The organism is Blastococcus sp. Marseille-P5729 (genome assembly GCF_900292035.1).
In the GTDB taxonomy this organism is placed as follows: Bacteria; Actinomycetota; Actinomycetes; order Mycobacteriales; family Antricoccaceae; genus Cumulibacter.
Map to the genome: position 1 here is coordinate 723409 of NZ_OMPO01000002.1, position 16007 is coordinate 739415.

At 69.5% G+C, this 16007-nt stretch carries 15 protein-coding genes; 5 read left to right on the plus strand and 10 right to left on the minus strand.

Translation table 11 applies throughout. The features are described from left to right. Positions 1 to 22: 22 nt before the first annotated feature. Positions 23 to 1153, minus strand: a complete 1131-nt coding sequence (locus DAA40_RS12000; RefSeq protein ID WP_106849931.1) for an LLM class flavin-dependent oxidoreductase — start codon at positions 1151 to 1153, stop codon at positions 23 to 25. A 164-nt stretch (positions 1154 to 1317) separates the two neighbouring features. On the opposite strand from DAA40_RS12000, the gene DAA40_RS12005 reads away from it, so the two are divergent. Continuing rightward, a complete protein-coding gene (locus DAA40_RS12005) occupies positions 1318 to 1857 on the plus strand; it encodes an NADPH-dependent FMN reductase (RefSeq protein ID WP_199849723.1) in 540 nt (179 codons plus the stop codon). A 10-nt stretch (positions 1858 to 1867) separates the two neighbouring features. Next, the gene (locus DAA40_RS12010; RefSeq protein WP_199849724.1) at positions 1868 to 4360 is read left to right on the plus strand and encodes an AAA family ATPase; all 2493 of its coding nucleotides are present in this window, start codon (positions 1868 to 1870) and stop codon (positions 4358 to 4360) included. 15 nt (positions 4361 to 4375) lie between these two features. Here the strand turns inward: DAA40_RS12010 and DAA40_RS16220 are convergent, their stop codons facing one another. From DAA40_RS16220 to DAA40_RS12040, 7 genes are all read right to left on the minus strand, one after another. Beyond that, the gene (locus DAA40_RS16220) at positions 4376 to 4519 is read right to left on the minus strand and encodes a hypothetical protein (protein WP_158716405.1); all 144 of its coding nucleotides are present in this window, start codon (positions 4517 to 4519) and stop codon (positions 4376 to 4378) included. A gap of 64 nt (positions 4520 to 4583) precedes the next feature. Then, complete coding sequence (locus DAA40_RS12015; protein ID WP_158716406.1) at positions 4584 to 4772, minus strand: hypothetical protein; 189 nt, start codon at positions 4770 to 4772, stop codon at positions 4584 to 4586. Between the two features lie 68 nt (positions 4773 to 4840). Continuing rightward, entirely contained in the window at positions 4841 to 5344 is a 504-nt protein-coding gene (locus DAA40_RS12020; RefSeq protein ID WP_106849934.1) for a LytR C-terminal domain-containing protein, read from the minus strand. A 19-nt stretch (positions 5345 to 5363) separates the two neighbouring features. Next, positions 5364 to 5669: a DUF3263 domain-containing protein gene (locus DAA40_RS12025; protein ID WP_106849935.1), complete on the minus strand. Its 306-nt coding sequence runs from the start codon at positions 5667 to 5669 to the stop codon at positions 5364 to 5366. Positions 5670 to 5832: 163 nt separating this feature from the next. Beyond that, positions 5833 to 6756: an EamA family transporter RarD gene (gene rarD, locus DAA40_RS12030; protein WP_106849936.1), complete on the minus strand. Its 924-nt coding sequence runs from the start codon at positions 6754 to 6756 to the stop codon at positions 5833 to 5835. A gap of 100 nt (positions 6757 to 6856) precedes the next feature. Continuing rightward, positions 6857 to 8584: a GMC oxidoreductase gene (locus DAA40_RS12035; protein WP_106849937.1), complete on the minus strand. Its 1728-nt coding sequence runs from the start codon at positions 8582 to 8584 to the stop codon at positions 6857 to 6859. A gap of 3 nt (positions 8585 to 8587) precedes the next feature. After that, positions 8588 to 9259: a uracil-DNA glycosylase gene (locus tag DAA40_RS12040; protein ID WP_106849938.1), complete on the minus strand. Its 672-nt coding sequence runs from the start codon at positions 9257 to 9259 to the stop codon at positions 8588 to 8590. A gap of 59 nt (positions 9260 to 9318) precedes the next feature. On the opposite strand from DAA40_RS12040, the gene DAA40_RS12045 reads away from it, so the two are divergent. After that, positions 9319 to 9843, plus strand: coding sequence for a flavin reductase family protein (locus DAA40_RS12045; protein ID WP_106849939.1), 525 nt, complete (start codon positions 9319 to 9321; stop codon positions 9841 to 9843). Between the two features lie 176 nt (positions 9844 to 10019). On the opposite strand, the gene trxA is transcribed toward DAA40_RS12045, so the two are convergent. Continuing rightward, positions 10020 to 10400 carry a thioredoxin gene (trxA, locus tag DAA40_RS12050; protein ID WP_106849940.1) on the minus strand — a complete coding sequence of 127 codons (381 nt, stop codon included), beginning with the start codon at positions 10398 to 10400 and terminating at the stop codon, positions 10020 to 10022. A 169-nt stretch (positions 10401 to 10569) separates the two neighbouring features. Between trxA and DAA40_RS12055 the strand changes: the two genes are divergently transcribed. Both DAA40_RS12055 and DAA40_RS12060 read left to right on the plus strand, forming a co-directional pair. After that, complete coding sequence (locus DAA40_RS12055) at positions 10570 to 13764, plus strand: bifunctional cytochrome P450/NADPH--P450 reductase (RefSeq protein ID WP_106849941.1); 3195 nt, start codon at positions 10570 to 10572, stop codon at positions 13762 to 13764. Further along, on the plus strand, positions 13751 to 14476 hold the full coding sequence (locus tag DAA40_RS12060; protein WP_106849942.1) for a TetR/AcrR family transcriptional regulator: 726 nt from the start codon (positions 13751 to 13753) through the stop codon (positions 14474 to 14476). The genes DAA40_RS12055 and DAA40_RS12060 overlap by 14 nt, the downstream gene beginning before the upstream one ends. Here DAA40_RS12060 and DAA40_RS12065 read toward each other — a convergent pair. Beyond that, on the minus strand, positions 14467 to 15999 hold the full coding sequence (locus tag DAA40_RS12065; RefSeq protein WP_106849943.1) for an acyl-CoA synthetase: 1533 nt from the start codon (positions 15997 to 15999) through the stop codon (positions 14467 to 14469). The two genes, DAA40_RS12060 and DAA40_RS12065, sit on opposite strands and share 10 nt — an antisense overlap. Positions 16000 to 16007 lie beyond the last annotated feature (8 nt).

Consider the following 16007-nt stretch of genomic DNA (forward strand, 5'->3'; position numbering starts at 1 on the left):
TATCTCCCGATCTTGCGGCTCATCAGACCTTCTCCTCTTCCTTGGCCTCGGCGTTGATCACCTTGAGGTGCTTGGAGTCCGCGCCCTCGGCGCGCAGCGACTCGTGCGTGGGCGGATCGCTCGGGACGTGCGCCGGACGGCGCCGCTCGAACTCGGCGCGCAGCGTCGGGACGACCTCCGTGCCGAGGATCTCGACCTGCTCCAGGACGGTCTCCAGCGGCAGCCCGGCATGGTCCATGAGGAACAGCTGGCGCTGGTAGTCGCCGGCGTAGTCGGCGAACGACAGGGTGCGCTCGATGACCTGCTCGGGAGTCCCGACCGTCAAGGGAGTGGCACGGGTGAACTGCTCCAGCGACGGGCCGTGGCCGTAGACCGGCGCGACGTCGAAGTACGGACGGAACCGCCGCTTGGCCTCGGCCTCGGTCTCGGCCATGAACGCCTGCCCGCCCAGGCCGACGATTGCCTGGTCGGCGGAGCCGTGCCCGTAGTGCTCGAATCGCTGCCGGTACAGCGCCACCATCTGCTGGGTGTGCTCGAGGTTCCAGAAGATGTTGTTGTGGAAGAACCCGTCGCCGTAGAAGGCGGCCTGCTCGGCGATCTCCGGGGTGCGGATCGAGCCGTGCCACACGAACGGCGGGACGCCGTCCAGCGGGGCGGGGGTGCTGGTGAAGCCCTGCAGCGGGGTGCGGAACTCGCCCTGCCAGTCCACGACCTTCTCGCGCCACAGCCGCCGCAGCAGGTGGTAGTTCTCCACCGCCATCGGCAGGCCCTTGCGGATGTCCTTGCCGAACCACGGGTAGACCGGGCCGGTGTTCCCGCGGCCCATCATCAGGTCGTTGCGGCCGCCGGAGAGATGCTGCAGGAAGGCGTAGTCCTCGGCGATCTTCACCGGGTCGTTGGTGGTGATCAGGGTGGTCGCGGTGGACAGCCGGAGCTTGTCGGTCTTGGCCGCGATGTAGGCCAGGTGGGTGGTCGGGGACGACGGCACGAACGGCGGGTTGTGGTGCTCGCCGGTGGCGAAGACGTCCAGACCGACCTCCTCGGCCTTCAGGGCGATCTGGGTCATGGCCGCGATGCGTTCGCCTTCGGTCGGGGTGCGCCCGGTGGTCGGGTCGGGCGTGATGTCACCGACGCTGAAGATGCCGAACTGCATGCCTGCTCCTTTGATTGAACCTTCAACATTCTATCAAAGGCCGGGGGTCCGCGAAGTATTCCGAGGCCTGTCCCGCGGGTAAGCATCGCCACAGTGCGAGCGTCGTCGGCCGAGGGCATACTGGTTGAGTTTTGAACAAATTGTCGATCGTTACTGGAGATCCCGTGAACGTGCTCGTACTCGTCGGAAGCCTGCGCGAAGAGTCCACCAACCGTCGTCTCGCCGCGACGGTCGGCGCTCATCTGCCTGAGGGCGCGACAGCGACCGTGTACGGCCAACTCGATGCACTCCCCTTCTACTCCGAGGACGTCGACAACCCAGACGGCCCAGAGGCCGTGGCGCGATTCCGCGCCGCAGTCGCCGCCGCCGACGCGCTTGTCGTCGTCACGCCCGAGTACAACGGCACGATGTCCGGCGTCATCAAGAACGCTATCGACTGGGCATCGCGCCCGTACGGTGCCGGCTCGATCGCCGGCAAGCCGGTCGCCGTCCTCGCCGCGAGCCGATCCAGCCGCGGCGCCCAGTGGGCCCGCGAGGATGCCGTCAAGGCGCTGCGCATCGCAGGGGCCCAACCGCTGGAGCGCACCTTCGGCCTGGGCGCGGCGCATCAGGCGTTCGCCGGAGCCGGTCTGGCCGACGACGCGACGGCGAGTGAACTGCGCGAGGTGCTGCTCGCGCTGCACGGAGCACTCGTCTCCGCCTAAAGTCATGGTCGTGGCCGACCAGACTCTCACCCTCACCGCCCGGCTCACCGCCGCCGTACTCGACGCTCGCCGCGGCATCGTGCGCATGCACCGCGACGTCATGTCGGCGCTCGACCTCGCCCCCTGGGATCCGGTACTGCTCGAGGGCACCCGCACCACCGGAGCGATCGTCGCCGAGGGCGGACCCGACGTCCCGGCCGGCATCCTGCTGTGCGACGACCTCACGCTGGGCAACGCCGGGCTGCAGGACGGCACCGCGATCAAGGTCAGCAAGCTGCCGCTGGTCGAGGCGCGCTCGGTCGAGCTGAGCGCCGGGGAGAACATCACCCGGATCATCTCCCCGGACATGCTGCGCCGCGCGCTGCTGGGCAAGATGGTGACCGCCGGCGACGACATCTCGCTGCTGCCGCTCGACGGTCCGGCCCACGAGGGCGACTCGGCCGCGCTCGCCGCAGCCCGCCGCCAGCTCAAGACCGCGATGGGCATGCAGTGGACGACGACGCTCGTCGAGGTGACCAAGACCGACAGCACCACCCCGGTGCTGGTCACCGGGGGCACCACGGTCTCCTGGAAGGGCGGAGCCAGCGCGCCGGGCTGGCAGGCCGGCACCAGCACTCCCCCCACCTCGCAGCTCACTGCGCAGGCGCCGTCCGCAGCGGCCGCCAACGGGCTGATCACGGTGACCCCCACCCCGGACCGGCCCGGGCAGCCGACCACCGCCGACCAGATGCTCGCCGGCGCCCGCACCGAGCCCGCCGCCGGCGTTTCCGCATCCACCGCTCCTACCGCGCCTGTGGGGCCGACCGGCTCAGCCGTGGGCGGGCAGGCGCAGGCCACGGCGACCAGGCCCGGGCAGCGCAGCGATGCCCGGCCGGCCGCCGAGGCGCTCGAGACGCAGAACGCCGAGCCCGCGAAGGATGTCTCCGCGCACGCCATCCCCACCGTGAAGGAGCTGCCGGGGGTCAAAGCGCAGGCCGACTCGCTCACCGAATGGTTCGATCTGGGCTTCCACCACCGCGACGTGCTGGCCAGCCTCGGCAGCAAGCCGCAGCTCGGAGTGCTGGTCAGCGGGCCACCCGGCGTCGGCAAGGCGACGCTGGTCCGGGCGGTCGCCGCCCACGTCGGGGCGGGTGTCGTCGAGCTGTCGGCGCCCACGATCGCGGCAATCGAGGCGGCCACCGCGGCCGACACGCTGCGCTCGGCGGTGAGCCAGGCGGCCGGCCAGTCGCCGTCCGTGCTGCTGATCCAGGACGTCGAGGCGCTCGCCCCGCGTGAGGACCCCGACCCGATCTCCCGGATCTTCATCGACCTGCTCGCCAGGACCGTCGACGAGGGCCAGGTCGCGGTGGTGTGCACCACCGCCCGCCCCGAGGAGGTCTCGACCGAGCTGACCCGCCCCGGCCTGCTGGATCACCAGCTGTCCCTTCCGCTGCCGGACCGGGCGATGCGCAAACAGATCCTCGAGTCGTTGCTGCGGCCGGTGCCGCTGGCCGACGACGTGAACCTCGACGACGTGGCCGGCAAGACCCCCGGCTTCGTCGCCGCCGACCTCATCGCGCTGCGCCGTGAGGCGTCGGTGCGGGCCGCGCTGCGCCAGAAGGAGTCCGAGAAGCCGACCGTCGCGCAGGAGGACCTCGTCGGCGCGCTGGACGTCGTCCGCCCCACCGCGATGGCCGAGTCGACCCTGGAGGTCGCCCGGGTCTCGCTGGAGGACGTCGGCGACATGGCCGACACCAAGAAGGCGCTCACCGAGGCGGTGCTGTGGCCACTGCAGTACCCCGACACCTACGAACGGCTCGGCATCAGCCCGCCACGCGGCGTGCTGCTGTACGGACCGCCCGGCTGCGGCAAGACCTTCATCGTTAAGGCGATCGCCGGCTCGGGGCAGACCAACGTGATGAGCGTGAAAGGCGCCGAGCTGCTCAACAAGTGGGTCGGCGAGTCCGAACGCGCCGTCCGCGAGCTGTTCCGGCGAGCCCGGCAGGCCGCGCCGACGCTGATCTTCATGGACGAGGTCGACGCGCTGGCTCCCCCGCGCGGTCAGGGCACCGACGGCGGCACCACTGACCGCGTCGTCGCATCACTGCTGACCGAGCTGGACGGCGTCGAGGCACTCAACAACGTCTTCGTCATCGGCGCGACCAACCGGCCGGACCTGGTGGACCCCGCGATGCTGCGACCGGGCCGGCTGGACAAGATGATCTACGTCCCGCCGCCGGACGCCGAGGCGCGCACCGCAATCCTGAAGACGACCGCCAAGAACACCCCGATCACCCGCGGGGTCGACTTCGAGGAGATCGGCCAGGAGCTCGAGGGCTACTCGTCGGCCGACTGCGCGGCGCTGGTACGTGAGGCGGCACTCGTGGCGATGCGCCGCGACATGGACGCGCCGAAGGTGACCAAGGCCGACTTCGATCAGGCGATGAAGAACATCAAGGGCTCGCTCGATCCCGAGCAGGTCGCCTGGCTGGAGAACTTCGCCGAGCAGCGCGAGCTGTCCTGACCTGCGATCGATCGCTCAAGACTTCAGGAAGGCGAGGACAGCGCGCACCCGGCGGTTGGTCTCGTCGTCCGCGTACAGGTCGAGCTTGCTGAATATCCAGACGACGCAGCTCGCTGGCCTGCGCGGTGCGCCCGGCGTCCCGGCTGGCACGTGCCGCATTGAGCTCCTCCTACAGCGGCCCTGCTGGAGAGCATCAGCACCGCCTCGCCGGACCGGCGTGCAGTCAGGCCGCTGCGTAGATAGCCCAGTGCAGGGTCGCCGCGAACACGATGCCGAGGAACAGGTAGCAGGCGGCGTCGGTGAAGTAGCTGTCTCCCATGCCCAGCAGCTCAGGCAGGCCGGTGTTCTGCATCGCGGCTGGGACGGCGGTGCGCTCGGCATGGGCGAACCCTCGCGCGAGGAAGGCGGTCATCGCGAGGATCGGAAGGCCGATCACCGTGATGAGGGGTTACCCCGGCGTCGGCCGGCGCCGGGCCCCGGCTACGCTCCGGGCTCCCATTCGCCGGTCAGCACCACGACGACGCCGTCGTAGGGAAATCCGTCGGGGGCTTGCTGGACGGTGAGCTCGGAGAACTGATCCGCCAGGCTCTCGGCCGCGGCCTTGGCCGCGTCGTCGCCCGCGGGGTAGTAGACGGTCGACTGTGCGGGCGGCTCGGCGTCCGACAGGTTCCCGACCTCCTCGACGGTCCACCCCTCGGCCTCGAAGGCGTCGCGTCCCTGGCCGGCCAGGCCCGATGTGTCGCTGCCGTTGAGCACCGTGAGCGGGGCCTTCTCGTCGGACGGCGGCGAGTCAGCCTCCTCCGACCCGCCGGAGGAGGAGCTCGCTCCGGCAGAGACGGCCTCGTCGGAGGCGGACTTCGCGCCGTCCACGGCGCCGAGCACTCCGGTGATCGCCAGTAGTGCCAGCACCAGGAGCGTCGCACCCACGGCGATCGCGAGCGCGCCGATGATCCGACGACGACGGACGTCAGGGCGGGTCAGCACAAGGGGGACTCTACTGCGGCTACTGCGGCTCGATGCCGAGGCGGCGCGCCGAGCGGGCGCGCTGCCGGGTCGCCCGCTGCCGACGCAGCCGCTTGACCAGCAACGCGTCGTACGCGAAGGCCTCCGGACGGTCGATCAGGGCATTGAGGACCTGGTAGTAGCGGGTGCCGCCCAGGCCGAACAGCTCGCGAATCGCCTGCTCCTTGGCCCCGGCGTACTTCCACCACTGGCGCTCGAAGCCGAGGATGTCGCGCTCGCGACGGGTCAGCCCGCCGACGACCTCATCGGAATCGTCGTCGGCCTGCAGCGCCTTCGCGATGTCCATACGTCCACTCCGTCGGTAGGTCTTGATCGTCACGCGTTGAATGACATGCGTGTGATTCGGGGATCATTCTGCCACGCCCGGCTTCGCGATCACGAGCGGATAGGTCGATTCGCCCGGCGCGTGTCCTGCCATCTCGATCCCGGATGCGGTGGGTTTCACCCCGCTATCGGGCGGCGTCCGACGCGGCGATCTCGTGGGAGCGAGTACGGCGCTCCCGGCGAGCATGGCGCAGCGCGTCGTACGAGAAGATCGCCAGCGCCGTCCACACGATCGCGAACCCGATCCACTGTGCGGTCGCCATCGGCTCGTGGAAGACCGCCACGCCGAGGATCAGCTGCATCGACGGGGTGATGTACTGCATCAGCCCGAGCGTGCTCAACGGGATCGACTGTGCCGACATCGCGAACAGCACCAGTGGTACGGCGGTCACCACGCCCATCAGCACGATCAGCAGCACATGCGTGAACCCGTGTCGGCCGAAGTTCGACTCGCCGCGCACGACCAGATAGCCAAGCATCCCCAACGCGGGCGGCAGCAGCACCAGCGCCTCTACCATCAGACCGACCAGGGGCGGCGTCGGCGAGAGCTTCTTCAACCCGCCGTACAGGCCGAAGGAGCAGGCCAGCGCGAGCCCGAGCAGCGGGAAGCTGCCGACCTCGACGGTGATGACGACGACCGCGAGCGAGGCGATCCCGATCGCGGCCCACTGCAGCGGGCGCAGCCGCTCGGCGAAGAACAGCACGCCGATCAGCACGCTCACCAGTGGGTTGATGTAGTAGCCGAGGGAGACCTCGATGGTGCGGTCGGCGTTCACCCCGTAGATGAACAGCCCCCAGTTGGCGCCGATGGCCAGGGAGGCCGCGACCAGGATCCACGCCGTACGCCGATCGCCGAGTACCTTCCATACCTGCCGCCAGCGCCGCAGCACCAGCAGCAGGACGGCGACGAAGACGACCGACCACAGCACGCGGTGGGCGAGTAGCTCCAGCGGCGAGGCCGGCTTCATCGATCGCCAATACAGCGGGAACAGTCCCCAAAGGACCCAGGCGCCGAGGCCCGCGAGCAGGCCCTTGCGCTCCTCAGACATCCCTCGAATCTAGCGGCGGTTCAAGGAACTCCCGCCGGCCGGGGCCCAGCACCGACCGGGCCCCAGCGCCGGGGTAGTGCATGGGGATCGCGCCAGGCGGTTACCGCCGGACGTCGACGACCGGAAGCCGCAGCGCACCGGGCGCATCGACGGGCACCACCGGCGAGCGGGGCGCGACCGGGGCGATCTGCCGGTAGGCCGACCCCAGCGCCGGCCGGGTGTCGGCCTCACCCGCGTTCGGCCACATCGCGAGCGCGCGCTCGGCCTGGGCGGTGATCGTCAGCGCCGGGTTGACGCCGAGATTGGCCGAGACCGCCGATCCGTCGACGATGTGCAGTCCGGGATGTCCGTAGACGCGGTGGTAGGCATCGATGACACCGGTCGCCGGCGAGTCGCCGATCGCGCAGCCGCCGAGGAAGTGCGCAGTTAGCGGCCGACCGAAGACGTCGCCCCAGGAGCCGCCCGGGTCACCCCCGACCTTCTCCGCGAGCACCCGGGCGGCCTGGTTGCCCTCGGGGATCCACTCGGGATTGGGCCGGCCGTGGCCTTGAGCGGAGCGCAGCCGGAAGCGCCCGAGCCGGTCGCGTTCGCCGCGGACCGTGATCGAGTTGTCGAGGCTCTGCATGACCAGCGCGATGATCGTCCGCTCGGACCACCCCGAGGGACGCAGCAGTCGGGCCGCGAGGCGCGGGTTGCGGCCGAGCTCCCGGACGACCTTCAGCAGCCGGCTGCCCTCTCCCCCGTCGGTGAGGGCGGTCTGCAGCAGGCTCATCGCGTTGCTTCCCCTGCCGTATCGAACAGGTTCGATATGGGTGTGGTCGTTGGGGTGGATCGACGAGGTGATCGCCACGCCCTCGGAGTAGTCGATCCGGTCGTCGTGGGCGCTCGCCCCCAGCAGGGCCTCCGAGTTGGTCCGGGTGAGATGCCCGAGCCGGTCCGAGAGCCCGGGGAGCAGGCCCTCCAACCGCATCCGGTGCAGCAGCCGTTGCGTGCCGTAGGTGCCTGCCGCGACGATCACCTGCTCGGCGGTGATCTTGTTGACCCCGCGCTGCCTGGCGCCGGTTCGGACGACGTCCAGCGCGTACCCCTGGCCCATCGGTCGAACGGCGCGCACCGTGGCCATCGGGATCACCCGCGCCCCGGCTCGCTCGGCGAGGTAGAGGTAGTTCTTCACCAGCGTGTTCTTGGCGTCGTGCCGGCAGCCGGTCATGCACTCCCCGCAGTGCCGGCACGTACGTCGGCGCGGCCCGGCGCCGCCGAAGTAGGGGTCCGCGACCTCCTCGCCCTCGCGCTGGCCGGCCGCGCCGAGAAACACTCCCACGGGCGCCTTGTGGAAACTCTCGCCCACGCCGAGCTCGTCGGCGACCTCCTTCATCCGCTCGTCAGCCGGCGTCATCCGCGCGTACTCGACCGCGCCGAGCATCCGGCCGGCCTGGTCGTAGAACGGTGCGAGCTCGGCCTTCCAGTCGGTGATGTGCGCCCACTGCCGGTCGCGGTAGAAGGCATCCAGTGGCCGGTAAAGGGTGTTGGCGTAGTTCAGCGACCCGCCACCGACCCCGGCACCAGCGAGGATCATGACGTTGTCAAGGGTGTGGATGCGCTGGATCCCGTAGCAGCCGATCTGCGGCGCCCACAGGAACTCGCGAGCGCGCCACGAGGTCCGCGCGTACGCCGCCGTGTCGTCGTCCCGCACCTGCTCCGGTGACTCGACGAATCGCTTGCCGGCCTCGAGGACGCCGACGCGGTAACCCTTCTCCACCAGCCGTAGCGCGCTGACGCTGCCGCCAAACCCCGATCCGATGATCAGCACGTCGAAGTCGAAGCCCATGATCTACAGCCTCCAGTCGACCGGTTCGCCACCCTGTTGCACCAGCAGGGCGTTGACACGAGAGAACGGGCGGGACCCGAAGAAGCCGCGCTCAGCGCTCATCGGAGAAGGATGCGCTGAGGCGACGATCGGGATGTCGCCGAGGCGCGGGGTCAGCGACTGCGCGTCGCGGCCCCACAGCAGCGCGACCAGCGGCCCGCCGCGCGCGACCAGCCCGTCGATCGCAGCGTCGGTGACCACCTCCCAGCCCTTGCCGCGATGGGCGGCGGGTTTGCCCGGCTGCACGGTGAGGCACCGGTTGAGCAGCAGGACGCCGTGGTGCTCCCACGGCGAGAGATCTCCGTTGGCCGGCATCGCGTGGCCGAGATCGTCGACGTACTCCCGGTAGATGTTCTGCAGCGAGCGCGGAAGGGGCCGGACGCCGGGCTCGACGCTGAAGCTCAGCCCGACCGCGTGCCCGGGTGTGGGGTAGGGGTCCTGTCCGACGATGAGCACCTTGATCGCCGACAGCGGCTGCCCGAACGCCCGCAGCACCCGGTCGCCGGCAGGCAGGTACTGACGGCCGGCGGCGACCTCGGCACGCAGGAACTCCCCCATGCGGGTGATCGCCTGCTCGACGGGCTTCAGGACCGGAACCCACTCCGGATGGACGAGGTCTTCGATCGGCTTGGCCACCTCGTCAGGCTAACGAACGACCACACCGGCCGAGGGACGCCGATCACTAGACTTGCCGCATGAGCGAACCCTCGGACAACGCCGACCGTCTCGATCAGGCCCCGATAGATCCGCAGCTGTTCCGCGCCGTGCTGGGCAACTACGCGAGCGGGGTGGTGGTCGTGACGGCCTCGGACGACGGCGTCCCGGTCGGGCTGACCGCGCAGTCGTTCATGTCGCTGTCGATGGATCCGCCGTTGGTGCTGTTCTGTCCGCAGCGCACCTCGACGTCCTGGCCGCGGATCGAGAAGGCCAGGCACTTCGCCGCCAACATCCTCGCCGAGGGCCAGGACGCGCTCGGTCTGCGGTTCGCCCGCAGCGGCATCGACAAGTTCGAAGGGGTCGGCTGGACGCCGGGGCCGTCAGGCGCTCCCCTGCTGGAGGACGTGCTGGCGCACGTCGACTGCACGATCGAGGCGGTGCACGAGGGCGGCGACCACCTCATCGTGGTCGGGCGGGTGCTGCACCTCGCCGCCGAGAAGGACCTCAAGCCGCTGGTGTACTTCCGTAGCGCCTTCCGCGTCCTCGGCCCCGGCCTGTCGTAGCCTCCGGCCATCCCGCGATAGCACAAACGGCACGAATCAGAATGTCCCCGGATGCGGCGTTCTTGCCGCATCCGGGGACATCTACCGTCAGGTAACCCCGTAGCCCGGGGCGTTACTCGCGGATCTCGTCGGTGATCGGGGTGCCGACCTCGACGGTGCGGCGCGGCCCGAGTCGGTCACTGCGCGCCGCCCTGCTCGGCCTGATGCTTCTCGAACTGAGCGCGCACCTCGTCCATATCCAGTCCCTTGACGGCGTCCACGACCTCGGCGAACTGCTTCTCGCCGAGCGCGCCGGCCTGACGGAAGACCATGATGCCGTCGCGGAAGGCCATCAGCGTGGGGATCGAGGAGATCTGTGCGGCGGCGGCGATCTCCTGCTCCGCCTCGGTGTCGACCTTGCCGAAGACGACGTCCTCGTGCTGCGCGGAGACCTTCTCGTAGACCGGCGCGAACATCCGGCACGGGCCGCACCAGCTGGCCCAGAAATCGACGAACACGATCTCGTTGTCAGTGACTGTCTTCTCGAAGCTCTGGGTGGTCAGCTCTGTCGTGCTCATCGTTCCTCCAGGATGTGGATTGTCTCTGCTTCCCAACACCTTCGTAGGTCTGGGCATTCCTCACCACCTGCGCCCCGATCGCCCGACCGTTAACTGATCTTTGATTCAGAACTGAACCAAACGTCAGTTATGCTGGGCGCCGTTCATCCCGACCCGAGGAGTCCCCCGCGTGAGCGCAACCGACACCCCCACCGAGCTTGCCGGCCTGGCCGAGATCCCCGGCCCGAAGCAGCGCCCGATCATCGGCGCGCTGCCCGAGCTGCTGTCCGACGAGCGCCAGGTGAAGGTCATGGAGAACCTCGCCAAGGAGCACGGCCCGATCTTCAAGGTGGGGCTGGGCGGCCGCGAGATGGTCGTCGTCAACAGTCACGAGTACGTCGACCAGATCTGCTCCGACCCGCGTTTTCGCAAGGTGATCCACTCGGTGCTGCAGCCGATTCGCGCATTCGCCGGCGACGGGCTGTTCACGGCGTACAACTCCGAGCCGAACTGGGCAAAGGCGCACCGCCTGCTCATGCCGGCATTCGGGCCGATGGCGATCCGCGACTACTTCCCCCAGATGGTGGACATCGCCGATCAGATGTTCACCCGCTGGGAGCGCTTCGGCGACGATCACGTCATCGACGTCTCCAACGACATGACCCGGCTGACGCTCGACACCATCGCGCTGTGCGCCTTCGACTACCGCTTCAACTCCTTCTACGCCGACGACCTGCATCCCTTCGTCGGTGCGATGGTCCGCTCGCTGGTGGAGGCCGGTGACCGGGCCCGCCGGCTGCCGCAGATCCAGCCGCTGCTGGTGCACAAGACCCGCCGGTGGGACGCCGACATCCGGTACATGAAGAAGATCACCCGCGAGATCGTCGCGGCCCGCAAGCAGATGCCCGCCGGCGAGGCACCCAACGACCTGCTGCAGCGGATGCTCACGGCGGTCGACCCGCTGACCGGCCAGAAGCTCTCCGCGGAGAACGTCGAGTACCAGCTGGTGACCTTCCTCATCGCGGGACACGAGACCACCAGCGGCCTGCTGTCCTTCGTGACCTACCAGCTGTTGGCCAACCGGCAGGTGCTCGCGAAGGCCCGGTCGCTGGTCGATGACGTGCTCGGCGACCGGATGCCGCGCTTCGAGGACCTCGCCGAGCTCGGCTATCTCAACCAGATCCTGCGCGAGACGCTGCGGCTGCACCCGACCGCCCCGGCGTTCGGCCTGAAGCCGTCGGAGGAGGTCGTGCTCTCGGATCGCTACCGGATCGAGAAGGGGCAGACCGTCATGGTCATCCTGCCCAACCTGCACCGCGACCCCGAGGTGTGGCAGGAGCCGGACCGCTTCGATCCCGACCGCTTTGCGCCGGGCCGGCTCGAGCAGATCCCCGAGCACGCCTGGAAGCCCTTCGGGCACGGCGAGCGGGCATGCATCGGCCGCCCGTTCGCGCTGCAGGAGGCCACGCTCGTGCTGGCGATGATGCTGCAGCGCTTCGACTTCGAGTTCACCGGGCCGTACGAGTACGACTTCAAGGAGACCTTGACGATCAAGCCGGCCGACCTCAAGATCACCGCGCGGCAGCGCAAGGAGATCGACCGCTCGACGCTCGCGACGGCCACCAGCGGACCGGCGGCGGCGACGGCGTCCGGCAACGCGGACGGCACCCCGCTGCTGGTGCTCTACGGCTCGAACACCGGCAGCGCCGAGGGATTCGCGCGCACGGTCGCCGGCGACGCCACCGACCGTGGCTGGCGGGCGACCGTCGCACCGCTCGACGAGTACACCAACCACCTGCCGGTCGACGGCGCCGTCCTTATCGTGACGGCGTCGTACAACGGCACTCCCCCGGACAATGCCGCCCAGTTCGTGGAGTGGGTCGAAGGTCTCGAGCCAGGTGCTCTGGACGGCGTCAAGTACGCAGTCATGGGCGTCGGCAGCCGCGACTGGGCAGCGACCTACCAGCGGATCCCGACGCTGATCGACCAGAAGATGGCAGACGCCGGCGCGGAGCGGCTGCGCGACCGCGGCGAGGCCGACGGCCAGTCAGACTTCTTTGGCGACTGGGAGCGCTGGTACCGGGACTTCTGGCCGGATCTCGAGGAGCGGTTGAAGGTCACCAGCAGCCAGGTCGCCGAGGGTCCGGCGTACGCCGTGACGGCGAGCGAGGAGGCCTCGCTGAACCCGATCGCCGTGAAGCTGCGGATGCAGCCGGCGACGGTGCTGGTCAACCGCGAGCTGGTGAACATGCGCGATGCGCACGGCCGTTCCAAGCGGCACCTGGAGATCGCGCTGCCGGACGGCGTGTCGTACCGCACCGGCGACTACCTGTCGGTGCTCCCGCGGAACCACCCCGCGCTCATCGCCCGGGCATGCCGGGCAGTCGGTGTCGACCCGCAGAGCCACGTGACCCTCGGCTCGCGTCGCGACGCCTCGAACACCGCATTCCCGCTGGACAGGCCGATCCGGGTGGCCGAGCTGCTCGGCGAGTACGTCGATCTGACCCTGCCGGCCACCCGCGGCACGCTCAAGAAGCTCGCCGCGAAGTGCCCGTGCCCGCCCGAGCGCGAGCAGATCCAGGAGCTGATCGAGGACGACGCGAAGTACACCGACGAGGTGCTCGCCAAGCACGTCGGCGTGGTCGACCTGCTGGAGATGTTCCCCTCGTGCGGCGTCGACCTGCCGCTGCTGCTGGACCTGCTGCGCCCGATGCGTGCCCGGCAGTACTCCATCTCTTCGAGCGCGATGGAGCAGCCGGACGTCGCCGCGCTCACGATCGCCGTCCTGGAGGCACCGGCCCGATCCGGCCTCGGGACCTATCACGGCACCGGCTCGTCGTTCATGCAGACGCTGCAGCCGGGCAGCTCGGTGCCGGCCTCGATCAGCAGCCCGCACGAGAACTTCCGGCTGCCCGAGGACAACCAGACCCCGCTGATCCTGATCGGCGCCGGCAGCGGCATGGCGCCGCTGCGGGGGTTCATCCGCGAGCGCGCCGTCCGCGCCCGGGGCGGGGAGACAGCGGGTGAGACGCTGCTGTTCTTCGGCTGCGATCACCCCGATGTGGACGACCTGTATGCCGAGGAGTACGTCGAGCTCGCCGGTGACGCGAACCTGACGACGCACAAGGCATACACCTTCGCCCCCGACGGCGAGATCATGTTCGTGCAGCACCGGCTGTGGGCCGAGCGCGACGCGGTCGCTCGCCTGCTGGCCGACGGCGCGAAGGTCATGGTCTGCGGTGATGGCGAGCGGATGGCGCCCGCCGTGCACGAGACGCTGGCCCGGATCCACGCGGAGTCCGCCGGCGGCTCGCTCGAGGAGTCGCTGGCCTGGCTGGAGCAGCAGCGCGAGAGCGGGGGGTACGCGACCGATGTCTTCTCCTAGGCCCGGTGCGGAGCAGGCCTCCGCGTCAGCGCAGGACGCCGCGCGGCAGGTCTCCGCGACAGCGCAGGGATCTGGGGCGGCGTCGTCCGCGGGCGAAGCCGCCGCGCGTGGCGGGCGGCGCCGGGCGCGCACCCGGCAGAAGCTGATCACCGCGGCGCGCGGATTCCTGCAGTCCCCCGACTACGCCGAGCGCTCGATCGCCGAGATCACCGACGCCGCTGATGTCGGGCTGGGCTCCTTCTACAACCACTTCGAGTCAAAGCAGGAGCTGTTCGCAGCCGCCGTCCACGAGGTGCTGGACGAGCACGGCACGCTGCTGGACGCGACCTCGCCGAGCGACCACCCGGACCCCGCCGAGCGGGTCGCGGTGGCCATTCGTTCCACGGCGCGGCTGGTGCTGACGAACCCGGAGATGGCGCAGATCCTCGCCACGCAGGGCATGTCGATCTTGGACTGCGACGAGGGCCTGATGCCCAGAGCCCGGCGAGTGCTGGCCGCCGGCGTCCGCTCGGGGCGCTTCACGGACGTCGACCCGGAGCTGCTGCTGGCGCCGATCATCGGATCGCTGCTGGCCGGGCTGCACCTGTGGATGCGCGACCCGGACTCGATCGCCGAGCAGTGGTGCGACGATCTCGCCGAGCGGCTGCTGGTGATGTGCGGCATCCCCGCCTCCGAAGCCCACCGCCTCACCCACTCCCCGGACTACTCGTAGGTGGCGCGGATCTGGTGCTTGCGCAGCTTGCCGGTCGGGGTCCGCGGCAGCTCGTCGACGAAGTCGATCGAGCGCGGGAGCTTGTACTTGGCGAGCTGGCCGCGCAGGTGGTCCATCAGCTCCTCGCGGGTCGCATCGGTCGGCTCGACGCCGGGCGCGAGCTGGACGACGGCCTTGACCTCCTCGCCCATCTCTGGATGCGTCACACCGATGACGGCGACGTCGTGGACGGCGGGATGCATGGTCACTGCGTCCCCGACCTCCTGCGGGTAGATGTTGACGCCGCCGGAGATGATCACGAAGCTCTGCCGCTCGGCGAGGAACAGGAAGCCGTCCTCGTCGACGTAACCGAGGTCGCCGATCGCGGTCCAGTTGTCGTGCTCGGGATGCCGTGAGGCCTTGGTCTTCTCCGGGTCCCCGTAGTACTCGAACGGCTTGGTGGTGACCTGCTCGAAGTAGATCTTGCCGACCTGGCCGGCGGGTAGCTCGCGGCCGGCGTCGTCGCAGACGTGAACCGCCCCGACCGCGGGCTTGCCCACGGAGCCGGGCTTTGCCAGCCACTGCTCGCTGTTGATCAACGCCGAGCCGTTGGACTCCGAGCCCGCGTAGTACTCCCAGATCACCGGGCCCCACCAGTCGATCATCGCGCGCTTGACGTCGACCGGGCAGGGCGCGGCGGCGTGGATGGCGCACTCCATCGACGAGACGTCGTACTTCGAGCGGACGTCGTCATCCAGCTTGAGCATGCGCACGAACATCGTCGGAACCCACTGGCTGTGGGTGATCCGGTGTTTCTCGATCAGCGCGAGCGCCTCTTCGGCGTCGAAGCGCGGCATGGCGTAGACGGTGCCGCCGTTGACCTGGATCTGCGTGCTGTAGCGCAGCGGTGCAGCGTGGTAGAGCGGCGCGGGCGAGAGATAGCGGGTGTGCTCGTCGAAGCCGTAGATCGGTGCGACGTTGCGCAGGGCGGCGTCGCCGTCCTCCCGGTAGGAGATGTCGGCCAACGCCAGTCGCACGCCCTTGGGGCGCCCAGTGGTACCGGACGAGTAGAGCATCGTGCGGCCGGCACGGTCGTCCTCGGGAGGGTTGTTCTCGGTCGCCGCGATGACGTCGTGCAGGTCCTCGAAGCTTTCGATGCTTCCCTTGTACGCCAGGCACTTCTCGACCCTCGGCGCCTCCGCGAGAGCCGCCTTCGCGAGGTCGGCGAGGTCGGCCGAGGCGATCAGCACCTTGGCCTTGCAGTCACTGAGGATGTACGAGACCTCCGCCGGCAGCAGGTGAAAGTTGATCGCGGTCAGGTAGAGGCCCGAGCGGACGGCGGCCCAGTACGCGACGAAGTGCTCGACCGAGTTAGTGGCCAGCAACGCGACCGCGTCACCGCGGCGCAGCCCCTGCGCGTGCAGCCACGTCGCGAGGCGGGCCGACTGCTCCTCGAGCTGGCCGTAGGACAGCTGCTCACCGGGGTCGGTCAGGACGATCGCCGGCTTGTCGGGGTCGATCGCTGCCCACTTGCCTGGGTACATCTAGCACC